Genomic DNA, 17,841 nt, shown 5'->3' on the forward strand with positions numbered 1-17,841 from the left:
CTCCGGCGTCGGCGCCGTTGAGTTCCGTCTCTTCGACGTGGACAGCGGACGGGCAACACAGAGCAGGGTCACGCTCAACCCCGGCGCCGGTCAGTGGGTCACGTGTGAGTGGCTGCACAGCCTTCCCGATCCTCCGGCCTCCGGTGGGTGGCGTCGGGTCCTACTGCAAGCCCGGGTGAGCACCGGGGCGCCGGCGTTGTCGGTCTCGCCGGGGCTGGCCTCCGGGGTCTCCAGTTCAGCGGCGCCAGCCGCCACCAGTGCGGGCACGTGGGCGATTGTCACCGCTCCGGCGGGTTACTAGAAAGGGGGTGCGCGTGGCAGATGCCGGCGCCTACGACATGAGCATCATGCTGCCCGTGGACGATGTACGGGCAGTGGTTGCGTACGCCACGGGCCAGGACCCGGGTCCGCCGACCCCGGAGGCCTACCGGATAGCCGGCGAACAGGTCCGCAAGACCGCTGAGACTGCCGTGGTCGCTTTACTTCGTCGGTGCGTCGACTTCCGCCCGGTCTCCGCCAGCGTCACGATTCGGCGTGAGGAGGTAGACCCGAATGCCCCAATCCCGCTCACAGGGCCCGGAGACCCCACCTGACGCGTTGGGAGTCGTGTCGATCGGCGCCCGGGAAATTTACGATCAAGTCGTTGGCCTCCGCGAGGAAATGCGCACCATGACCCAACAGGGGGAGTCGGTGCGCGAAGAGCTGGAAGACCACGAGAACCGCCTTCGAGACCTGGAGCGCTGGAAGTACGCACTTCCCGTCGCCGCCGTCTCTGGCGTAGTAGCGGCTACCGCCACCGTGGCTAAGGCCATCGGGAAGGCTTAACCACCATCGTCACGTGACGATGGTCTCTGTCCCGTCCGGGCTCACCGGGCGGGGTTTCTTCATGCCCAAAATCAGGGGGAAACAGATGGCTCGCTTCAATGGCGCGCAGTGGCGCCCGATCCCGAACAACCACACCGCCGGCGGTCAGGAGGGTGTTAACGGTGTGGTCGTTCACATCATGGACGGCAGCCTTTCCGGCACTGACAGTTGGTTCCGCAACCCATCGGCTCAGGCTTCGAGCCACTTCGGTACCGGCAAGGGTGGCGCGCTCTACCAGTGGGTTGACACCGGTGACCGGGCGTGGGCTCAGGCCGGCGGCAACCGCCGGTGGCTGTCCGTCGAGAACGAGGGCAACGGCGGCGACGCCCTGACTGACGCCCAGATCAACCGGTGCGCTGAGGTACTGGCGTGGGCTGCCCGGACCTACGGCGTTCCGCTCCAGGTCACCAGCGACCCGAACGGGCGCGGTCTCGGCTGGCACGGCATGGGCGGTAGTGCGTGGGGTGGCCACACCTCGTGCCCGGGTAGCGCGGTACGCGCTCAGCTCCCGGAGATCGCTCGTCGGGCGAAGCAGATCAACGGCGGCGGATCGAAGCCGTCCGACGGTTCGGCGCCGTTTCCGGGGGCCGACTGGTTCAAGAGTCAGCCTCGGAGTGCGCTGGTCACGGCCATGGGTCAGCGTCTCGTCGCTGAGGGTTGCTCGGCGTACTCCAGCAGCCCGGGTCCTCAGTGGACCGATGCCGACCGGCAGTCCTACGCGAAGTGGCAGCGAAAGCTGGGCTTTTCCGGCAGCGACGCCGACGGCTGGCCCGGTACTACCTCGTGGGCTCGTCTCAACGTACCCAATGCCTGATCACGCAGCGTAGCGCCCGGGCGCCCGGAATGACCGAGTATCGCCCGACTGTGCAGCTGCTCAGTTCATCTACGGACAGTAACCAAATAGGAGGAACCGTTGAAGTTCATCACTACCCATCCCGCCCGTCTGTACGCCGTGCTCGTGTCCGTGCTGGCTCTCGTGGCGCACTACGTGCCGGAGCTTCCCGGCGCACTGATCCTCGCGGTAGCCGCTGCCGTTCTCGGTACCGGTGAGGCCGTCCAGCGCGTTGAGAACGCGAAGACCAACGAGGCCGGTACCCCGGCGCCGGCAGAGGTTTCTGTCCCGGTTGAGGAGTAGGAATCGGGGGCTCTCCAGAAGGGCTGACACCCCTATATAAGGAGAGCCCTCGTGGGACACCCGCACATTGCGCTGATCGGCAAGGCGCGCGCCGGAAAGGACACGATCGCTGAGAGGCTCGTGAGCCGATTCCAGTACACGCGCCTTGCCTTCGCCGACCCGCTCAAGGACATGCTCCTGAGGATTGACCCGCTCGTCATGGATCGCTTCGGACTGGGGGCTGTCAGGCTCTCGGAGGTGGTCGATACGAAGAGCTGGGAAGCCGCGAAGGATCAGCATCCGGAGAGCCGGCGCTTGCTCCAGCACCTAGGGCAGAACCTCCGGGACGTTGATCCTGAGTTCTGGATCCGGATGCTCACAGAGAAGGTCCGAACGGCGGACCGCTGGGGGCTCCCGGTGGTCGTGTCGGATGTGCGCTACCCCAACGAGGCCGAAGCGCTCCGCAGGGCCGGCTTCCGGCTCGTACGGGTCATCCGTGGCGGCATGGCCAGCAGCACCCCCGGGGCTTCGGAGCACGAGAGTGAGACCGTCCAGGACAACATTTTTGCCGATCGTACGGTCTTCAACCTGAGCACGCTCGAAGCCCTCCGCATGGAGGCTGACGCACTGGTCAGATGACGTTTTGCCCCCTACTGCCTGCTTGGCGGTAGGGGGCTTCGTCATGCCTGAACGACCATCGTCACGTGACGATGTCGCTTGCGAGCGTCGGAGTGGAACTGTACTTTCGTCGCCACGGGCCCGGTAGGACCGGGGAGCTTCGGGGAGGAAGCACGATGACCATTACGCCACTCAAGCGCAACCGGCTCGCCGTGGACGTGCCGGCGGGAGCGTTCAACCTGAGCCCTTGGCCGGAGCCCGACGGGCAGGGGTGTGCCTGGTATCTCACGGTGAACGGTAAGCGAGATGGTAAAGCTATCCGGACCTTCTCTAGCTTTGAGGCGGTTGAGGAGTGGGCTGAACACTGGTCGATCCCGTGGGCAACCGTCGGTGCCGGATCGGTTCATCACATCATTGCCGACCTTGAGACTGGGCTTACGTTTTGCGGTAAACTCGCCTCGCTCGCCACTGACGTTACGTCAGAGTCGGGACGGCCGTGCGGAGATTGCGTCATGGTGCGCGGCAATCTGGAAGGTCCGGCAGTCGAATCCGACGAGCCGGCATGGGTATCTCGCGCGAAGGATGGGAACATGCCCCCTCGTAAGAAGAAGGACACGGAGACCACGGTAGAAACCACGGAGACCCCGGAAACGTCGGCGGAGACCCCGGAAACGTCGGCGGAGACCCCGGAGACCACGGCGGAGGCCACGGAGACCCCGGAGGCCACGGAGACCCCGGCGGCTACGGAAGCGTCGGTGGAGACCCCGGAGGCCCCGGCGGAGACCACGGAAGAGAGTCCGGCGGCTACGAAGTTGCACGTCGGGACCGAATCCATTACCCGCCAGTGGAACGGTACGGAAACCGACGGCGGCTTCGACCGGGCGGCCATTGAGGAAATGGGTCGCATCGCAGGAATCACGTTCGATCAGTTCGGAGACCCGGACGAAGAGGGATTCTCCCGTATCGCGCAGTTGATCGAAGACAGCAAGTCGGACGAAGACCTCAAGCTCAAGGAAGCTGGCCTTCTCGTTTGGGTGGGAGAGCTGACGAAGAAGGTCGCGGACCTTCGCGCCAACGCCACCGAAGAGAACGAGGGGGAGCCGAAGGCGCTTCACGCGGCAGCGAAGGCGCGCCGTCTGATCGACCGTCTCCCCGTGAAGCACCGGACGAGGCTCAAGAAGGCTGTCACTGAGGCAGCGAAGACGAAGATCAAGCCAGCACCCATTGTCCCGGTTACCCCTGCCACGCCGGCGAGTCCTGAGACGACCAGCATTGACGACATTCCCAACGGCCGGAAGCTCATCGCAGAGGGCATTGAGGTCTTCAGCGCGTCCATCAAGGCCGCCGCAGAGGTGGCCGATCGGGCGCGCGTGCTTTCGGAGATCGGCCTCAAGGTCCGACTCGGGTCCCGCAACAAGTGGGGCACGGTGGATCTGCGGCTGGACTCGAAGGCTGGCAAGGATGCCATGGCGGAGGTCATCAAGGGCTCTCTCGCTGCGGCTAACCCGGAGAACCCGGACAACGAAGACGCCTACAAGACCATGCTCACCGCCTACCAGAACCGCAACGTGGACGTAGTGGCGGAGTTCGTCCAGTCGCTGGACGGGGAGAACGCGGAACAGTTTGAGACGGACGGCTTCCAGGTCATCCGGGAGCACTTCGACCCGGAGGCGGAGGAGAACGAGGGTCTCACGGCCTCTGAGGCGGTCTGGAAGTACTTTGAGCAGCTTCCCGGCAAGGGACTGCCCCGTCACACCCGCGCGGAGCGTGGACGCCTGGACCGTGCCCGGAAGAAGCAGCTTGCCGAACGGGTGACGGCCGGCGAACTGTCCGCCGACGAAGCCGAAGAGCTGGGCGGAGACAGGGCACCGAAGACCCCAGAACAAGAGGACTTCGAGCGCATCGAGCGCGCCCGGAAGAACTTCTCTCAGGTCACCTCCCGTGGCAAGAAGATGAACAACGCGCACCGGAACAAGGTGCGTGACGCCCTGGACAAGCTGATCAGCGACCTTGCGAAGGCACGGGCCGCGCTGTAGTCCACAGCAGTACCACGAGCCCCCGGTTCCCTCAGCGGAGCCGGGGGTTTTTTCATGCCCTCTTCCAGGTGATGAGTGTTGATTTTCACGGCCACTCACATATCACTTAGGGATCCCCTAAGTGATACCGGCCAGCTCGTCCAGGCCGTCACTCATCACTCGTGAATCCCGTGCGCTCCCTACCTCGTGACAGACGATCACGAGCCCGAAGGGGGCACGCGCATGGGGAAGGTCCGCACCATCAAGCGATCCGGCAGCCGCTTCTACGTGGACGCCGAGACCGCCGAGAAGGTACCCGGCGTCACGAGCGTCATCGAGATGCTGCCGAAGCCGTTTCTCAAGTTCTGGGCTGCACGGCTGACCGCCGAGACCGCCGTGCAGAACCTAGCCGCCGTCTCCAGCATCGCTGAGCGGGACGAAGCCGGCGCCGTTGACTACCTCAAGAACGCGCACATTCGGTACACCAAGCTCCGCTCACAGATCGGCTCCGATGCTCACGATCTCTTCGAGCGGATGATTCGCGGTGAGGTCGTCGGGCGCGTACATCCCGACATGGAGCCGTACAAGCGCGGCTTCGCGGAGTTCCTTGAGGCCGTCGGACCTCAGCTCGTCCGCGCCGAAGACGTGGCCTGGAGCGACACCCACAGCTACGCGGGAAGTTTCGACGCGATCCTTCGTCTTCACCTGGACGAGGACGGCAAGCTAGACCCCGCCGGCCGGCCGCACCTGATCATGACCGACTGGAAGACGGCGGCTAGCACGTACCCCGAAGTCGCCTTGCAGATGGCCGCGTACGCGCACGCCGACTGGATCATCTCGCCGGATGGGTCGCGTGAGCCGATGCCGGAGTTCGACGGCGCGGCGGTTCTCCACATCACCCCGGAGGGCTGGGAGTTCATTCCCGTCCGGATCGACCGGGAAGTGTTCGAGATCTTCTTGACGCTCCGCCGGGTCTTCGAGTGGGACCGGGACATCAGCAAGACCGTACTCGGCAGCGCCATTGCGTCCAGTGCGAAGAAGCTTGTGACAGGCACTCAGCGCCGCTCCTGCTAGCCGGAATCGCTGGCACTCCAGTACCGGCAGACAACAACGGCGGGGACATCGTCACGTGACGATGGTGACCCGCCCTCACAATCAAGGGGGGCGCACTTGCGTACTCAGATCTGGGACACCGACCCGGAGGCCAAGCCGAAGCCGCGTCAGGTCTTCGCCGACGATATGGCGTTCCGGTTCCGGGCTGGCCGCTCTGTCAATGACCGGCCCGTCGCGCTGGAGAGCTGGCGCGTGACTACCGGCGACCCGGAGGTTGCCGCCGCTGTTGCTCAGCTCATGGGCGGTACGCCGGAAGAGTGGGAGACCAGCAAGGAAGACTTCCTTGAGGTGCTGACCACGTCCGATTCCGTGAAGGTCGTCATTGATGGCGTCAAGGACATTGACAGCCGCTTCGTGCTTTGGGGCCGAACTGGCGGTCCGATCCACGAGTGTGACGGCGTCAACTACTTGAGCCCGGAAGAGGAGGCCGGCACCCCGTGCACCTGTCCGCCTCTGCTGGCGGACCGCAAGGCTCAGGCTCGGTTGGGCCGGGGGCCGGCGCCGCAGACCCGGATCACCTTCCGTCTCGCTGAGGACTACCACCTCGGTAAGGGCCAGCTCACCTCAACGTCGTGGGAGCTGGTCAAGGTGCTCCACGAGATCGACGACGCCCTTGACGCCGTCGGGGGTGAGGCGCTGTGCAGCCTGAGCCTGGAGCTAGTCGAGTTCACGACTTCTTCGGGTCAGGCTGTCGCCTTTCGGAAGCCCGTCATCAAGGTTCTCAAGGCGTACAGCGCGGCTATCGCTGACGACCCGTACGACGACGAGTCGTGAGGTCACCGGGCGGAGTCCTTCGGGGCTCCGCCCCTTTCTCATCTAGGGGGGCGCATGCCGATTCTTGAGCTGTGCGCCGGATATGGCGGGCTTGGCCGGGCCGTCGAAGCCCTCACTGGGGAGCGGGTCCGCTACGTGGCGGAGGTTGACCCGTTCGCGGCTCTCATCCTCGCTGCCCGCTACCCGCACGCCCCGAACCTTGGGGACATTCGAGAGTTCGACTGGGCGCGCCTAGTTGGCGAAGTCAACATCATCACCGCCGGATTCCCTTGCCAGGACATATCCCATGCGGGGAAGAGGGCGGGAATCAGTGGTTCACGGTCAAGCATCTGGCGACACGTCGCGGAGGCCGTTCGCGTTCTACGACCGGATTACGTGTTTTTGGAGAACGTTGCCGCAATCCGGTCTCGGGGGCTTTCGGTTGTTCTCGGGGACTTGGCCGAAGTCGGGTACGACGCGCGATGGACTAGCTTTCGAGCGGCCCGAATTGGAGCCGCCCATAGCCGCGACAGGTGGTTTTGCATCGCTTCCCCTGCTTCCCACCCCGACCGCATCGGACGCCACGAGGGGACCGGACTACGCGAAGGCTGAGCGCGGTTCCGGAGGCGATGACCTCGTGACCGCCGTCGCCAGGCTCTTTCCGGCGGACTCCGTGGACAAGCTCAACGCTCCGTCGGAGGGCTTCCACTCCCCGGGGGACTGGTGGGGAGATTTCTCCGCTGCCGTCCATCGGTGGGAAACCTTGATCGGTCGTGCGGCGCCGGCGCCGGTAGAGATCGGCCCGCGTGGTGGGCGCCGGCTTGCTGCCGTCTTCGGCGAGTGGTTGATGGGCCTTCCCGGGGGGTGGATCACTCGTGTCCAGGGACTCAACAGGTCAGCCCAGCTCAAGGCCGTAGGCAACGGCGCCATGAGCCAACAGGCCTTCACGGCCTACCTGCACCTAATGCATCACGACGAAGAGAAGAGGTGAAGTCCAGTGTCTGAGCGGGGAGTTGTCACAGACTACGCGGCAGACGAGATGTACCCCGGTGACCTCGTGTGCTACGCGGCACGACAAGGCAACCGGGTTCGGCTGGCTGATGCGGTGGTTGACCTCGTGGTCACCGTACGCGTGGACGGCAGGCTCCGTCCCATGCTCAAACTCAAGCCGACTGGCGCTGAGTCCGGCTTTCGCAAGCGGCGGAGTCTTCGCGCTGTCTGGATCGGTGCTGAGCATGTCCGGCTTCTGAGTCCCGGGCCGGTGGAGCTGGACGAAGACCGCGACTACTGCAACTAGGAGGCACCAATGATCATCATCACCAGCGAACCTCTGACGTTCTTTCTGGTGGCGGCCGTGAGCGGTGTTCTCCTCTGCGCGCTGGTCATAGCCGTCGCCGTCCTCTGGGGCCGCGATGACTAACGCCAACAAGCGCAAAGGAACAGCGTGGGAATCCGCCGTCCGGGACTACCTCAACAGGGAGCTTGGCCTTCTCGATGAGGACGGCAGGCTTCGAGACCCGTTCTTCTGGGGAAACGCCCGGCGGCCGGCTCAAGAGGGCTCGAAGGACGTAGCAGACGTGCACGTTGTGCCGTTCGTCCTGGAGTGCAAATACGTGAAGAGGTCGACGATTCCCGGCTTCCTGCGACAGGCGGAGACCGAAGCTGACAATGCCGGATTTCCGTTTGGGGTGGCCGTGGTCAAGACCCGTGGCGTCGCTGCTCGCCGGGGCAAGGTCTATTTCACGGTTCGCACCTGGACCCGCATTCGGCATTTGCTGGGCATGGACACGGATTCCATGCGGAAGCTGTACGGCTTCACTCCGTTCACGCGCGGTATCGACTCCGGCCGCTGGTACCTGAGGTGCGACCTGGACGCCTTCGCCGCGCTGGTCGAAGACGTACGCGCCGTCTACGGCCCGGGGGTGATCCGTGCAGTTCGCTGACATCCTGTCCCGCTTCCGAGAAGTCACCGAAGAGTCCGACGGCGGGTACCTCGCTGCCTGCCCGGCTCACGGGGACTCCCGCCCGTCCCTCCGAATCTGGCGCGGTAGCAACCACAAGGTGCGGCTCACGTGCCGCGCCGGCTGCCTCACCGGCGACGTAATCGGCAAGGCCGGGCTCGAATGGGCGGACCTCTTCGACGCCGAAGGCGACGGCGCCACCGTTCCGGCCGAACGGCCAACCATCGTGGGAACCGGGCGAGTTGCCGCACTGGCCTCGTACCTGGATCGGGCGATTGCCTGGCTGCACCGCTCCGACAGCCCCTCCGGCTCCCGGGCTCTCGACTACATCCTTGAGCGCTTCGGAGTTGGGGACGAGCTGGCTCACGACCTGGAGCTAGGCGCCGACCACGGGGCGGAGACGTGGGACTTCCCGTACCGCTCAGCCGCGTACACCCGCTTCCCGCGCATCGTGGTTCCGCTTCGGGGCTTCGACGGGGTGGCGCGGGCCGTCCAGGGACGAGACCTTACCGGGCAGTGCCCGCTTCGATGGGTCAGCCTCAGCAACCCACCCGGCGAGCGCTGGTCTTCGTACGGGGTCTTCAAGGGACAAGGCACCTTCGGAACGGTCATCATCACCGAAGGCCCCGGGGACGCGTTGAGCGCTGTAGCCGTCGGGTACGACGCAGTAGCGATCCGGGGCGCGTCGCTCGTCAACTCCCCGGAACTTCTGGACGAGTTGGCAGCCGGCCTCCGTGGATCTCAGGTCATTGTGTGCGGAGACAACGACACCGCCGGCCGGGGCTTCATGCGCAAACTCGCCGAAGGTCTCGACGCCCGGGGGCTGAGCGTGCTCGTCCTGGACGTGCCGCACGAGGGCGACGACCTCACCGACTGGCGCGCACGAAACCCGGTGGCCTTCCCGCTGGCACTCCACTCCGCCGTCAAGTCGGCTCGTCCGCTGGTGGCCACCGTGGACGCTCAGGACGCTGCCGATAGCGCGGAGTTGGCGGAGCGAACCGGCGCCGATTTCGTTGATCGGGAGCAAGGGCTTGAGGCCGCCCGGCTGTTGGGCCAGCTCGTGAAGAAGTTCGGTGCCACGAACGCCATGAACGCCTATGGCCTCGTGGCCTGGACGGACGGGAGGATCAAGTTCGCTCCCGGTCTCGGCTTCTACACCTGGAACGGGCGGACGTGGGACCGGTCAGAAGTGAGGGTCCGTCAGGAAATCCACCGTATGGGCGCAGCACTGGCGTTGGCCGGTGAGACCACGGCGGCGAAGGGCTTCCTGAACACCACGGGCATTGATGCGATCCTCACGGAGCTTCGCAGCGTTCCGGAGGTCTACGTCAAGGCGGACGAGTTCGATGCGCGACCGGACCTCTTGAGCTTTAAGAACGGTGTTGTTGACCTTCGTGCAGGCAAGCTCCGTCCGCACGATAAGCGGGACATGCTCACGGTGTCGCTGCCGCTGGTGTACGACGCGCACGCCCCGGCGCCTCGGTGGGAACAGTTCCTCTCGGAGATCATGCCGGGCATGCCGACCATGCCGGGGTACCTCCGCCGGCTCGTGGGGTACGGCATCACCGGGCACGTGTCGGAACAGTGCTTCTGTGTGCTTCACGGCTCCGGCGCGAACGGGAAGTCTGTTCTCACGGACACGCTTACGGAGGTCTTTGGGCCGCTCGTGACGACTACGCCCTTCGCTACCTTCGAAGAGCGACGGTCCGGCGGAATCCCCAACGATCTTGCAGCGCTTCGGGGTTCACGGCTCGTCATGGCCTCCGAAGGTGAGAGCGGCAAGGCCATGTCGGAGAGCGTCCTCAAGAACTTGACCGGTAAGGACAAGGTGACGGCGCGATTCTTGCGCCAGGAGTTTTTCACCTTTGCCCCGACCTTCCTTATCCTCTTGGCCACGAACCACAAGCCTCGCTTCAAGGGAGCGGACGAAGGCTTGTGGCGCCGCGTCAAGATGGTGCCCTTCAACCGCTACTTCGCTCCGCATGAGCGGGATTACGGGCTCTCTGACGCCCTACTGGCGGAGGCTCAGGGCATCGCAGCATGGGCGGTCAGGGGCGCTGTGGAGTGGTACGCCGGCGGTCTCGAAGACCCGGCTCCGGTGCGGAACGCAACGAAGGAATACCGCGAAGTCTCCGACGAGCTACAGGGGTTCTGCCCCGGCGTAGTCGAGATCACCGGAGCGGACTCCGACCGGTTCCTAGGGAACGAACTCTTCTCCGAGTACCTGACGTGGTGCGATGCGGAGAATCTGCCGCTCGTCGAACGCTGGCGACGCACCACCTTTTATCGGGCCATGGAAGAGCGCGGCGCGACGAAGCGCAAGACCAACACTGGCATCACCTTCTTCGGTGTGCGGCTGACTGATCAGCCGAACAAGGGGGCGCCGGGAATCTTCAACTAGCGGCAGCAATCAGGGACATCGTCACGTGACGATGGTCCCTTTTTTGTTGCCCGAAGGGGGGTGTAGTGCGGACCTATACGCACGAGGTAGCCGGGGAGGCAGTTCGCGTCCACGTGCCGGCCACCGTGGACGACCTGGACGAGTTCCGGGAGTGGTGGTGTCAGGCGAGCAACCGGGGCCCGGTAGCAGTCGACACCGAGACCACGGGGCTCCGGCTCTTCGCCTCGGACTTCCGCCTTCGGACAGTGCAGTTCGGTGACGCTCACGACGCATGGGTGATCCACTGGGAGCGTGGCGGCTGGTTCCGGCAGTACGCCCGGGACGCGCTGACCCATACACGGGAAATGCTGATCCACAACGCGTCGTACGACTTGTTGGTGATCGACCGGCATGCCGGAATCCCGCTGGAAGACCTCGTGGACCGGGTCACAGATACGCGCGTACTAGCGACCCTGATTGATCCGCGCCAACCGGCGGAAGGGGGAATCGGAACAGCCCTCAAACCCCTGTCTGCCTTCTGGGTCGACCCGACGGCACCCGACACGCAAGGGGACCTCACGGGCGTTTTCCGGTCGCTGGGGCTCACGAAGTCCACGGGGTTCGCCGCTATTGATCTGGACCACCCAACGTTCAACCTCTACGGCGGACTTGACTGTATTCTGACAGCGCGTCTGGAGCCGGCTCTTCGGGCGGAGCTTCGCCGGTTGGGCGTGCGGGAAGCGCTCATCGACTACGAGCACGACCTTGCCCGGATGTGCATGGTCATGGAGCGGACCGGGCTCGTCCTGGACGTGCCTTACACGCGCCGGCTGGCCGTCCAACTCTCGACGGAGGCAGCGGAGTTCTCGGAGAAGGCTGCCCGGTACGGGGTAGCGTCCGTCAACGCCACGAAGCAGATCGCCGAAGCCCTCATGGGCATGGGCGAGACACTGACGGAGCGTACGGCCTCCGGCGCGCTCAAGGTCGACAAGGCCGTACTCTTGCGTCTCGCTGACATGGATCTCCAGTGGAATCGGCTGGGAGTTCGCACGCCAAACCCCGTGGCGGAAGCGGTACTTCGCTCGAAGCGCGCCGGTAAGTGGGGGACGACCTACGCGGAAACCTTCCTGCACTCTGTGGACGATGCGGGGCGCGTACACCCGGGAATCCGGCCATTGGCCGCACGCACGGGAAGGATGAGTGTGCAACGGCCAGCGCTCCAGACCCTTCCCTCTTCGGACCAGATGATCCGCCGGTGCTTGCTCGCTGACGAAGGCCACGTGATGGTTAGCGTGGACTTTGCTGCCGTCGAAATGCGCGTGTTGGCCGCGCTGGCAGGGGTCAAGCGGATGACTGAGGGCTTCCTAGCCGGCGAAGACATTCACTGGTTTACGGCCCGGCTCATCAAAGGGGACAGCGCCACCGAGAAGGATCGCAAGGTCTTCAAAGGCGCGGGGTTCTCGAAGGTGTACGGAGGTGGCGTCAGTACGGCGGCGCGGCAGACCGGTGCCAGCGAAGAGGCCATGGCCCGTGCCTTCGCCGAGTATGACCGGTTGTATCCAGAGATCCGGAGGGCGTCGAACCGGTGGCAACGGGAGGCACGAGCCCGCCGCATGGTGTTCATCTCTGCCACCGGCCGGCGGCTTCCACTTGACCGGGACAGAGCCTTTGCCGTCGTCAACTACGCCTGTCAAAGCGCTGCTAGGGACTGCCTCGGGCAAGCCATGCTCAACATCCAAGAGGCCGGCTTGTCGCACCTGTTGCGCTTGCCGATTCATGACGAGCTGCTTGCGTCGGTGCCCGCGAAGGATGCCGAAGAGGTTGCCCGGGAGATCGAAAAGTGCATGACCTTCGATCTCTACGGAGTGCCGATTATCGCTGAGGCGGAGATCGGCAAGCGCTCGTGGGGAAGCCTCTACGGCGCCGATTTCTGACCCATTGACCATCGTCACGTGACGATGGTCTTGATGTTGATCACGACCGTGTCACGGCGGGCTCATTCGTCTCCGCCCTAGGGATGAGCCTGCTAACGGTCCAGTTTCGCGCGGGTGTTGATGCCCTGCTTTGGGCCTGTTTGTCCAGGTGAAACGGCCTTGTTGGTGTCGGACCGCCTCCGTAACTTCGACTTCCACGCAACGACGAAGGCCATGCGCAAGCCGCCGTCCTGCTAGCCCGGACCGGGGTTACGCAAGGCCACTTCGCCGCGACTCCATGACGCATGCCCGCGCTCGATTCGGCATGCCCAAAAGCCCGCTCCGGGTGACCTCTGCACTCCAGGCGGGGTGCAGAGATCCATCTAGCACCCCGGAGCAGAGCCTTGATTTCGCTGACCCCTGCCCAGATTCAGGACGCGAAGAACAACAAGCTTGAGGCGGTCGCCGCCGTCATCGATGCTACCGAAGAACGCGTACTCCAGCTTGCGAGCAAGTACGCCACGATCAGCTACGAGCCCAACCCTCAACTCGCTGAGGACATGGCACAGGAAGCCCGTACGGCCGTCTGGCTGGCCCTCCGCCGCTTCGAAGGGGAGAGCGTTGCGGAGTTCTTCACCTACATAGACACGACCATCAAGGGCGTGCTCTCCGACCACCGCCGGGCGGAGACCCGTACCGGGGCAAGCGGGCAGGCAGCAAAGGACTTCGAAGCCGCCCTTCGTGAGGCTGGCGGAGACCCGTACGCCGCTGAGCGCGTGTGCACGTCCGGCCTTCCCAACGGACGGAAGCTCTCCCCGGATCAGGCCAACGCCGCTCGTCTCGCTTGGATGGGCGTTGACTACCTGGACGCCCCGATAGCCGGCACCGAAGGGGAGACCCTTGCCGATCGGCTGGCGGACAAGCTGGACGTGCCGGCGGACCTCGTGGAGCCCCGGGATCTGGACGACGCCCGGCGGAAGTTCATGCGTCAGCGCGTGCACACTGTGCTCGGCATGATGGGCGCCCGACAGCGCCGCGTCCTCAAAGCGACGTACGGCATAGCTCCGGTCCCGTTCTACGGCACCGAGAACGACAAGCAACTTGCGGCGGATATCTACATGGAGCCGTCGCAGATCCGGCAGACCCGCGCGAAGGCGAAGGCGGCCTTCGGAGACATGTACGTGATCGGGGCCTGAGGTGCGAAAGACGTTCCCCGCCTCCGAAGGTCGAACCGTCGTGGTCGACTTCAAGGCCTCAATCGCAGACGTTCAGCTACTCGACTCCGACGGCGCGGCGGAAGCAACGTTTCTACTGCGCGCTGACGCTTACGGACCCGCACATCCCGTGATAGCCGCCCTCACCCGAGGCGATTATGCCGCAGCACGATCCCTGCTGCTGAGCCTTCGTTGGGGCACCATCGTCACGTGACGATGGCTAGGCGATTTTCGGCCACCCACTGTCACCCTGCGTGATGGTGGGTGGCCTTTTTTGTTTGCCCAGACTTGATCAAGGAATTGCCCCGGCATGGGAATGGCGGAAAACTGGGGCGCAACCTTCCGGCCTCCCGTGCGTCTATGGGAGTAGGGCCGTCTGTGTGCGGAGCCTTGATCAACTTGATGGCGTGACGCTTGGGGGTGATCCGGAATATCCCCTTCCGTTACTCGAACGAATGACCTATTGTCTACGCATGGTTACGCACCCGGTGCCCTACGTGGCGGAAATTGTGGTCAGCGTGCCCAACAACATGAGCCCGGAGCTGGTCACGTGGGAACCGTGCCCGGAAGCGGTCATCATGCTGGGGGGAGTGGACGTCACGTCGTGTGAGGATCTGCACGGCGTGCTGAGGAGTGAGGGCATGCGGACGGCACGAACCGTTCGCGCGCTTTCACAGGGGTACCCCGGCTTCCGTCTGGAAGCGCGAGAGCAGCGGACCGGCCGGCTCGTGGGCATGGCCGAATGGGTGTGGTGTCCGAAGTTGCGGCAGTACCGGCAGTGGGACGTGTTCACCGGCTGTGAGTGGGGCGAACACGGGTGGCTACCAACGCTGCTGCACCGATTCGCGCACGGTGAGGACAGCGGGGGGAGAGCGGTAGCCGCGTAGGTTCAGGCGTGACAAGACCCCACTACTCAGCGGGTGGGTAGTGGGGTCTCCGGGCCCTCTGGTGGACAGCTCAGACGTCTCCGAAGGTGCCTTCCTTTACGGCCGCCACGAACGAACTCCAGCCTTCGGGCGAGAAGTTGAGGCGGGGGCCGTCGGGGTCCTTGCTGTCCCGCACACGAGCCGGGTGGTTAACGTCCCACTCGACGCACTCCCCGCCTTGCCCGTTGCTGTAGCTGGATTTGACGAACTTCTCAGGCTTGCCGTGGGGCTGCATCGGTGAATCCTTCCAGTGCCGATCTGATCTTGGCTTGGCTGTCTGTCGGAGACAGAGCTTGGGCCCTGAGCAGATCGTAGAGCCCCTGGCGGTGCTGTACGTCCTGGGAGTCTTCGAAGAGCTTCCCGCTTCGGCTGCCTTCCTCGTACGCAACTTCCGACCCGTCATCCAGGGTCAGCAGAGTGAGGGACGAGCCGCCCAACTCGGAGTGCGCGCCAGCGCGGAGCGGGAGCACTTGAACCGTGACGTGTCGAAGTTCACTTGCCTCAAGGACCTTGGAGAGCTGTTCGACCATGACGGCTGGTGACCCGATCGGGCGGACAAGGGCGTACTCGTCCACGATGAACCAGTACCGGCACTCTGCTGGTTGGCGGTACACGCGCTCTTGTCGCTCAAGTCGGGTGGTGAGCCAATCGTTTATCTCCACCGGGTCTGCGAAGGGCTCGCCGGCCTGGAGCATTGCCAGGACGACCGCCTTCGTCTGGAGCAAGCCCGGGAAGCTGAGAGTGTACGTAGCCTGTGCGCGGGCGGTTGCTGCCAGCTTGAGCAGCGTCCCGTACTTGTCGGGGAAGGGTTCCTTCTTCGCCAGCATGTAGAGCCGTTGGAAGTGACCGTCCGTCCCGAAGGCGGCGTCCAGCAATTCCGACAGTCCCTCAGGTGGTTTCGATTCCCCGCCTTCGATCCGGCTCAGGTGGGACACCGAGAAGTTAATGATCTTCGACAGTCGGGCAAGCGACATGTTGTCATGCAGCTTGCGGAACCGGCGGATCTCGGAGCCGTAGAAGTGGCGGGGCGACCTGTCCGGATGAAGCTGCCGTTCCTGCGCACCCATCCGGTTGCTCCTTCTCATGTCCCACGACCGGCGCCCCCCCGTTGCGGGACATGGCGCTCCTTCACAGGGTAGCGCCGAAGCGCGACGCTTGAACCACACACGGTGCAGACCTGGAGCATGAACACCCCCACGGAGAACTGATCATGACGACGCGTGAGCCCGCCGAGCGCCCCCAGCGAGACCCCGGTTGGTCGTACCACGACCGGGACTTCCCGCCGTGCTCGTGCGGCAAGCCGGAGTGCTCGGACCACGCGGTCAAGATCAGCATCCACTACACGGAGCAGGACCCGAAGACGACGCACATGCGCCCGCTGACCAACCCGTACGCGGCGGAGATCAACGCGCTCGTCCTGGACGTCCTCAACGGCCGGGTCGGCATCCTCGTGGACCGGGCGGGGGGCAAGAGCAAGGCCGTCTTCGTCCGGGGTGAGAACGGCTACGAGTGGGAGACGGACAGCCGTTACCTGGAGCGACCGCCGGCGCCGCCCGGGGAGCTCGCCGACAAGATCGCCATCCGCAACCGGGACTCCGACCTGACCGACACCCGGCTTCGCCGACGGCGGGCTTCGTGAAGCCGGTGAAGTCCAGTCCGCTGGACGTGCTGGTTGCGACCCTCGTTGTCGGGCTCGTCAGCGGCGGACTGGCTCAGGCCATCACGATGCTGATCCCGGACGCCCCGCCGTCCACGACCGGCCTTGTCTTCCTGCTGGTCTTCGCCGCGTCCCTCATGGCCGGAGTCTCCGCTTCGGAACCGGTCATGCGTCGGGTGGCGGAGCGAAGAGCCCTCCGGCGGGACCGGCCGTGACCGTCCTGGAGACCGGTGTACTCCCGCCGGTCAAGTTGGGACTCGTCTGGTTCGCCGGGAGGTGCTTCAAGTGCGAACTCGATCGGGACGTGACCCCGGTCGGGGATCTCGTTGTCGAAGGCCACGTACTACCCGCTCTTGCCTGCCGCTGGTGCCTTCGCGCGCTGGAGCTGTACCACGCACAGCAGCGTGCCAATGCGGAGCAATAACCCCCACGTACCGCCCAACTAGCCGAAGGGTTACCCAAGTTGAACACGCTCCCCGCCATCATGACCAACCCGCCCGGACGACGCTTTGGCTGCATGGCGGTGGCCCTCAACCCCGCCGGCGACGTGCTCATGGTCGAACCGGCGTACAAGCCCGGAAAGCTCATCCTTCCGGGCGGCAACGCGGAGCCGTACGAGGTACCCAACGAGGCCGCTGCCAGGCGCGTCCTGATGGAGACTGGCCTTGTCCTGGACCTCTGGCAGTTGGTTGCCGTGGACTACGTCTCGGCGAGGGAGGTCCCGGAGGGAGTGAACTTCGTCTTCTGGGGTGGCCGGCTCACGGATCGGAAGGCCGACCGCGTCTCCGCCCCGCCCGTTGAGGAGAGCGGTGTTCTCCGGACGGCGTGGGTTTCGCCGGGGGACCTCCGTAGCGTTACCGACGCCGAGCAAGCGGCCCGGGTGATCGACGCGCTCCGGGCCGTCGAACAGGGAACCGGGCTTCCCCTGCTGCTGCGCGGTCATCCCGCTGGCGCGTAGGACCCTCTCGTACCCCCATGATCTCCCGGAGCTTTTCACCACCCCCGGCTCCGGGACACCCCCACCGAGGCCGTTCGGTGGGCGCGTACGGGCCGCCGTACGCAGGTCGCCCTGGTCATCGGTCTGTCGGGGATCAGACCAGGGCGACCCCTTCAATTTCCGGCGGGTGGGGGCTGGTCATCTGACTGCACCCGTCGGGAAGCGCTCCGGACACCCGCGAGCGCCCGTCATCCCCTGTTGCTGTCATGGCAGACACGGCAGGGGGTGACGGCCCAAGACCCCCGTCGTCCTGCGACGCCGGAGGATGTTCAACCCCCGCTCCGGTGACACGACTTGGACGGACGTGGACGACCGG

Annotated in this window: 19 protein-coding genes; 17 read left to right on the forward strand and 2 right to left on the reverse strand. The window is 65.0% G+C overall.

Annotated features, from left to right (window positions below; genetic code table 11):
- Positions 1-606 precede the first annotated feature (606 nt).
- From ACFV6D_RS01665 to ACFV6D_RS01730, 14 genes are all read left to right on the forward strand, one after another.
- Positions 607-825, forward strand: coding sequence for a hypothetical protein (locus tag ACFV6D_RS01665; RefSeq protein ID WP_380557605.1), 219 nt, complete (start codon positions 607-609; stop codon positions 823-825).
- Positions 826-844: 19 nt separating this feature from the next.
- A complete protein-coding gene (locus ACFV6D_RS01670) occupies positions 845-1,678 on the forward strand; it encodes a peptidoglycan-binding protein (protein ID WP_380557761.1) in 834 nt (277 codons plus the stop codon).
- A 99-nt stretch (positions 1,679-1,777) separates the two neighbouring features.
- On the forward strand, positions 1,778-1,999 hold the full coding sequence (locus ACFV6D_RS01675; RefSeq protein WP_380557608.1) for a hypothetical protein: 222 nt from the start codon (positions 1,778-1,780) through the stop codon (positions 1,997-1,999).
- Positions 2,000-2,050: 51 nt separating this feature from the next.
- Complete coding sequence (locus ACFV6D_RS01680; RefSeq protein ID WP_380557611.1) at positions 2,051-2,617, forward strand: hypothetical protein; 567 nt, start codon at positions 2,051-2,053, stop codon at positions 2,615-2,617.
- Positions 2,618-2,772: 155 nt separating this feature from the next.
- Positions 2,773-4,632 (forward strand): hypothetical protein, encoded by a 1,860-nt coding sequence (locus tag ACFV6D_RS01685; RefSeq protein WP_380557614.1) that lies wholly within the window; start codon positions 2,773-2,775, stop codon positions 4,630-4,632.
- 222 nt (positions 4,633-4,854) lie between these two features.
- Positions 4,855-5,685: a hypothetical protein gene (locus ACFV6D_RS01690; protein ID WP_380557617.1), complete on the forward strand. Its 831-nt coding sequence runs from the start codon at positions 4,855-4,857 to the stop codon at positions 5,683-5,685.
- 96 nt (positions 5,686-5,781) lie between these two features.
- On the forward strand, positions 5,782-6,498 hold the full coding sequence (locus ACFV6D_RS01695; protein WP_380557620.1) for a hypothetical protein: 717 nt from the start codon (positions 5,782-5,784) through the stop codon (positions 6,496-6,498).
- 54 nt (positions 6,499-6,552) lie between these two features.
- Positions 6,553-7,089, forward strand: a complete 537-nt coding sequence (locus tag ACFV6D_RS01700; protein ID WP_380557623.1) for a DNA cytosine methyltransferase — start codon at positions 6,553-6,555, stop codon at positions 7,087-7,089.
- A 25-nt stretch (positions 7,090-7,114) separates the two neighbouring features.
- Positions 7,115-7,468, forward strand: coding sequence for a hypothetical protein (locus tag ACFV6D_RS01705; protein WP_380557625.1), 354 nt, complete (start codon positions 7,115-7,117; stop codon positions 7,466-7,468).
- Between the two features lie 421 nt (positions 7,469-7,889).
- A complete protein-coding gene (locus ACFV6D_RS01710) occupies positions 7,890-8,420 on the forward strand; it encodes a hypothetical protein (RefSeq protein ID WP_380557628.1) in 531 nt (176 codons plus the stop codon).
- Complete coding sequence (locus ACFV6D_RS01715) at positions 8,407-10,839, forward strand: phage/plasmid primase, P4 family (protein ID WP_380557631.1); 2,433 nt, start codon at positions 8,407-8,409, stop codon at positions 10,837-10,839. The genes ACFV6D_RS01710 and ACFV6D_RS01715 overlap by 14 nt, the downstream gene beginning before the upstream one ends.
- 65 nt (positions 10,840-10,904) lie before the next feature.
- Positions 10,905-12,752: a DNA polymerase gene (locus ACFV6D_RS01720; protein WP_380557633.1), complete on the forward strand. Its 1,848-nt coding sequence runs from the start codon at positions 10,905-10,907 to the stop codon at positions 12,750-12,752.
- A 383-nt stretch (positions 12,753-13,135) separates the two neighbouring features.
- Positions 13,136-13,927: a sigma-70 family RNA polymerase sigma factor gene (locus ACFV6D_RS01725; RefSeq protein ID WP_380557636.1), complete on the forward strand. Its 792-nt coding sequence runs from the start codon at positions 13,136-13,138 to the stop codon at positions 13,925-13,927.
- A 491-nt stretch (positions 13,928-14,418) separates the two neighbouring features.
- Positions 14,419-14,832, forward strand: a complete 414-nt coding sequence (locus ACFV6D_RS01730) for a hypothetical protein (RefSeq protein WP_380557639.1) — start codon at positions 14,419-14,421, stop codon at positions 14,830-14,832.
- Positions 14,833-14,902: 70 nt separating this feature from the next.
- Here the strand turns inward: ACFV6D_RS01730 and ACFV6D_RS01735 are convergent, their stop codons facing one another.
- Positions 14,903-15,106 (reverse strand): DUF397 domain-containing protein, encoded by a 204-nt coding sequence (locus ACFV6D_RS01735; protein WP_380557642.1) that lies wholly within the window; start codon positions 15,104-15,106, stop codon positions 14,903-14,905.
- Entirely contained in the window at positions 15,084-15,938 is an 855-nt protein-coding gene (locus tag ACFV6D_RS01740) for a helix-turn-helix transcriptional regulator (protein WP_380557645.1), read from the reverse strand. Before ACFV6D_RS01740 ends, ACFV6D_RS01735 begins: the two co-directional genes overlap by 23 nt.
- Before the next feature lie 143 nt (positions 15,939-16,081).
- Between ACFV6D_RS01740 and ACFV6D_RS01745 the strand changes: the two genes are divergently transcribed.
- The 3 genes from ACFV6D_RS01745 to ACFV6D_RS01755 all read left to right on the forward strand — a co-directional run bounded on the left by ACFV6D_RS01745 (position 16,082) and on the right by ACFV6D_RS01755 (position 17,486).
- Positions 16,082-16,510, forward strand: coding sequence for a hypothetical protein (locus tag ACFV6D_RS01745; RefSeq protein WP_380557648.1), 429 nt, complete (start codon positions 16,082-16,084; stop codon positions 16,508-16,510).
- Complete coding sequence (locus tag ACFV6D_RS01750) at positions 16,507-16,743, forward strand: hypothetical protein (RefSeq protein WP_380557650.1); 237 nt, start codon at positions 16,507-16,509, stop codon at positions 16,741-16,743. Before ACFV6D_RS01745 ends, ACFV6D_RS01750 begins: the two co-directional genes overlap by 4 nt.
- Before the next feature lie 269 nt (positions 16,744-17,012).
- Entirely contained in the window at positions 17,013-17,486 is a 474-nt protein-coding gene (locus tag ACFV6D_RS01755; RefSeq protein WP_380557653.1) for an NUDIX domain-containing protein, read from the forward strand.
- Positions 17,487-17,841: the final 355 nt, after the last annotated feature.

It is taken from the genome of Kitasatospora sp. NPDC059812 (assembly GCF_042732075.1).
Lineage (GTDB): Bacteria > Actinomycetota > Actinomycetes > Streptomycetales > Streptomycetaceae > Kitasatospora.

Coding starts and splice junctions, on each gene's coding strand:
- ACFV6D_RS01670 (WP_380557761.1), top strand. CDS start 845: ATGGTCTCTGTCCCGTCCGGGCTCACCGGGCGGGGTTTCTTCATGCCC.
- ACFV6D_RS01685 (WP_380557614.1), top strand. CDS start 2,773: ATGACCATTACGCCACTCAAGCGCAACCGGCTCGCCGTGGACGTGCCG.
- ACFV6D_RS01690 (WP_380557617.1), top strand. CDS start 4,855: ATGGGGAAGGTCCGCACCATCAAGCGATCCGGCAGCCGCTTCTACGTG.
- ACFV6D_RS01700 (WP_380557623.1), top strand. CDS start 6,553: ATGCCGATTCTTGAGCTGTGCGCCGGATATGGCGGGCTTGGCCGGGCC.
- ACFV6D_RS01710 (WP_380557628.1), top strand. CDS start 7,890: ATGACTAACGCCAACAAGCGCAAAGGAACAGCGTGGGAATCCGCCGTC.
- ACFV6D_RS01730 (WP_380557639.1), top strand. CDS start 14,419: ATGGTTACGCACCCGGTGCCCTACGTGGCGGAAATTGTGGTCAGCGTG.
- ACFV6D_RS01735 (WP_380557642.1), bottom strand. CDS start 15,106: ATGCAGCCCCACGGCAAGCCTGAGAAGTTCGTCAAATCCAGCTACAGC.
- ACFV6D_RS01740 (WP_380557645.1), bottom strand. CDS start 15,938: ATGGGTGCGCAGGAACGGCAGCTTCATCCGGACAGGTCGCCCCGCCAC.
- ACFV6D_RS01745 (WP_380557648.1), top strand. CDS start 16,082: ATGACGACGCGTGAGCCCGCCGAGCGCCCCCAGCGAGACCCCGGTTGG.
- ACFV6D_RS01755 (WP_380557653.1), top strand. CDS start 17,013: ATGACCAACCCGCCCGGACGACGCTTTGGCTGCATGGCGGTGGCCCTC.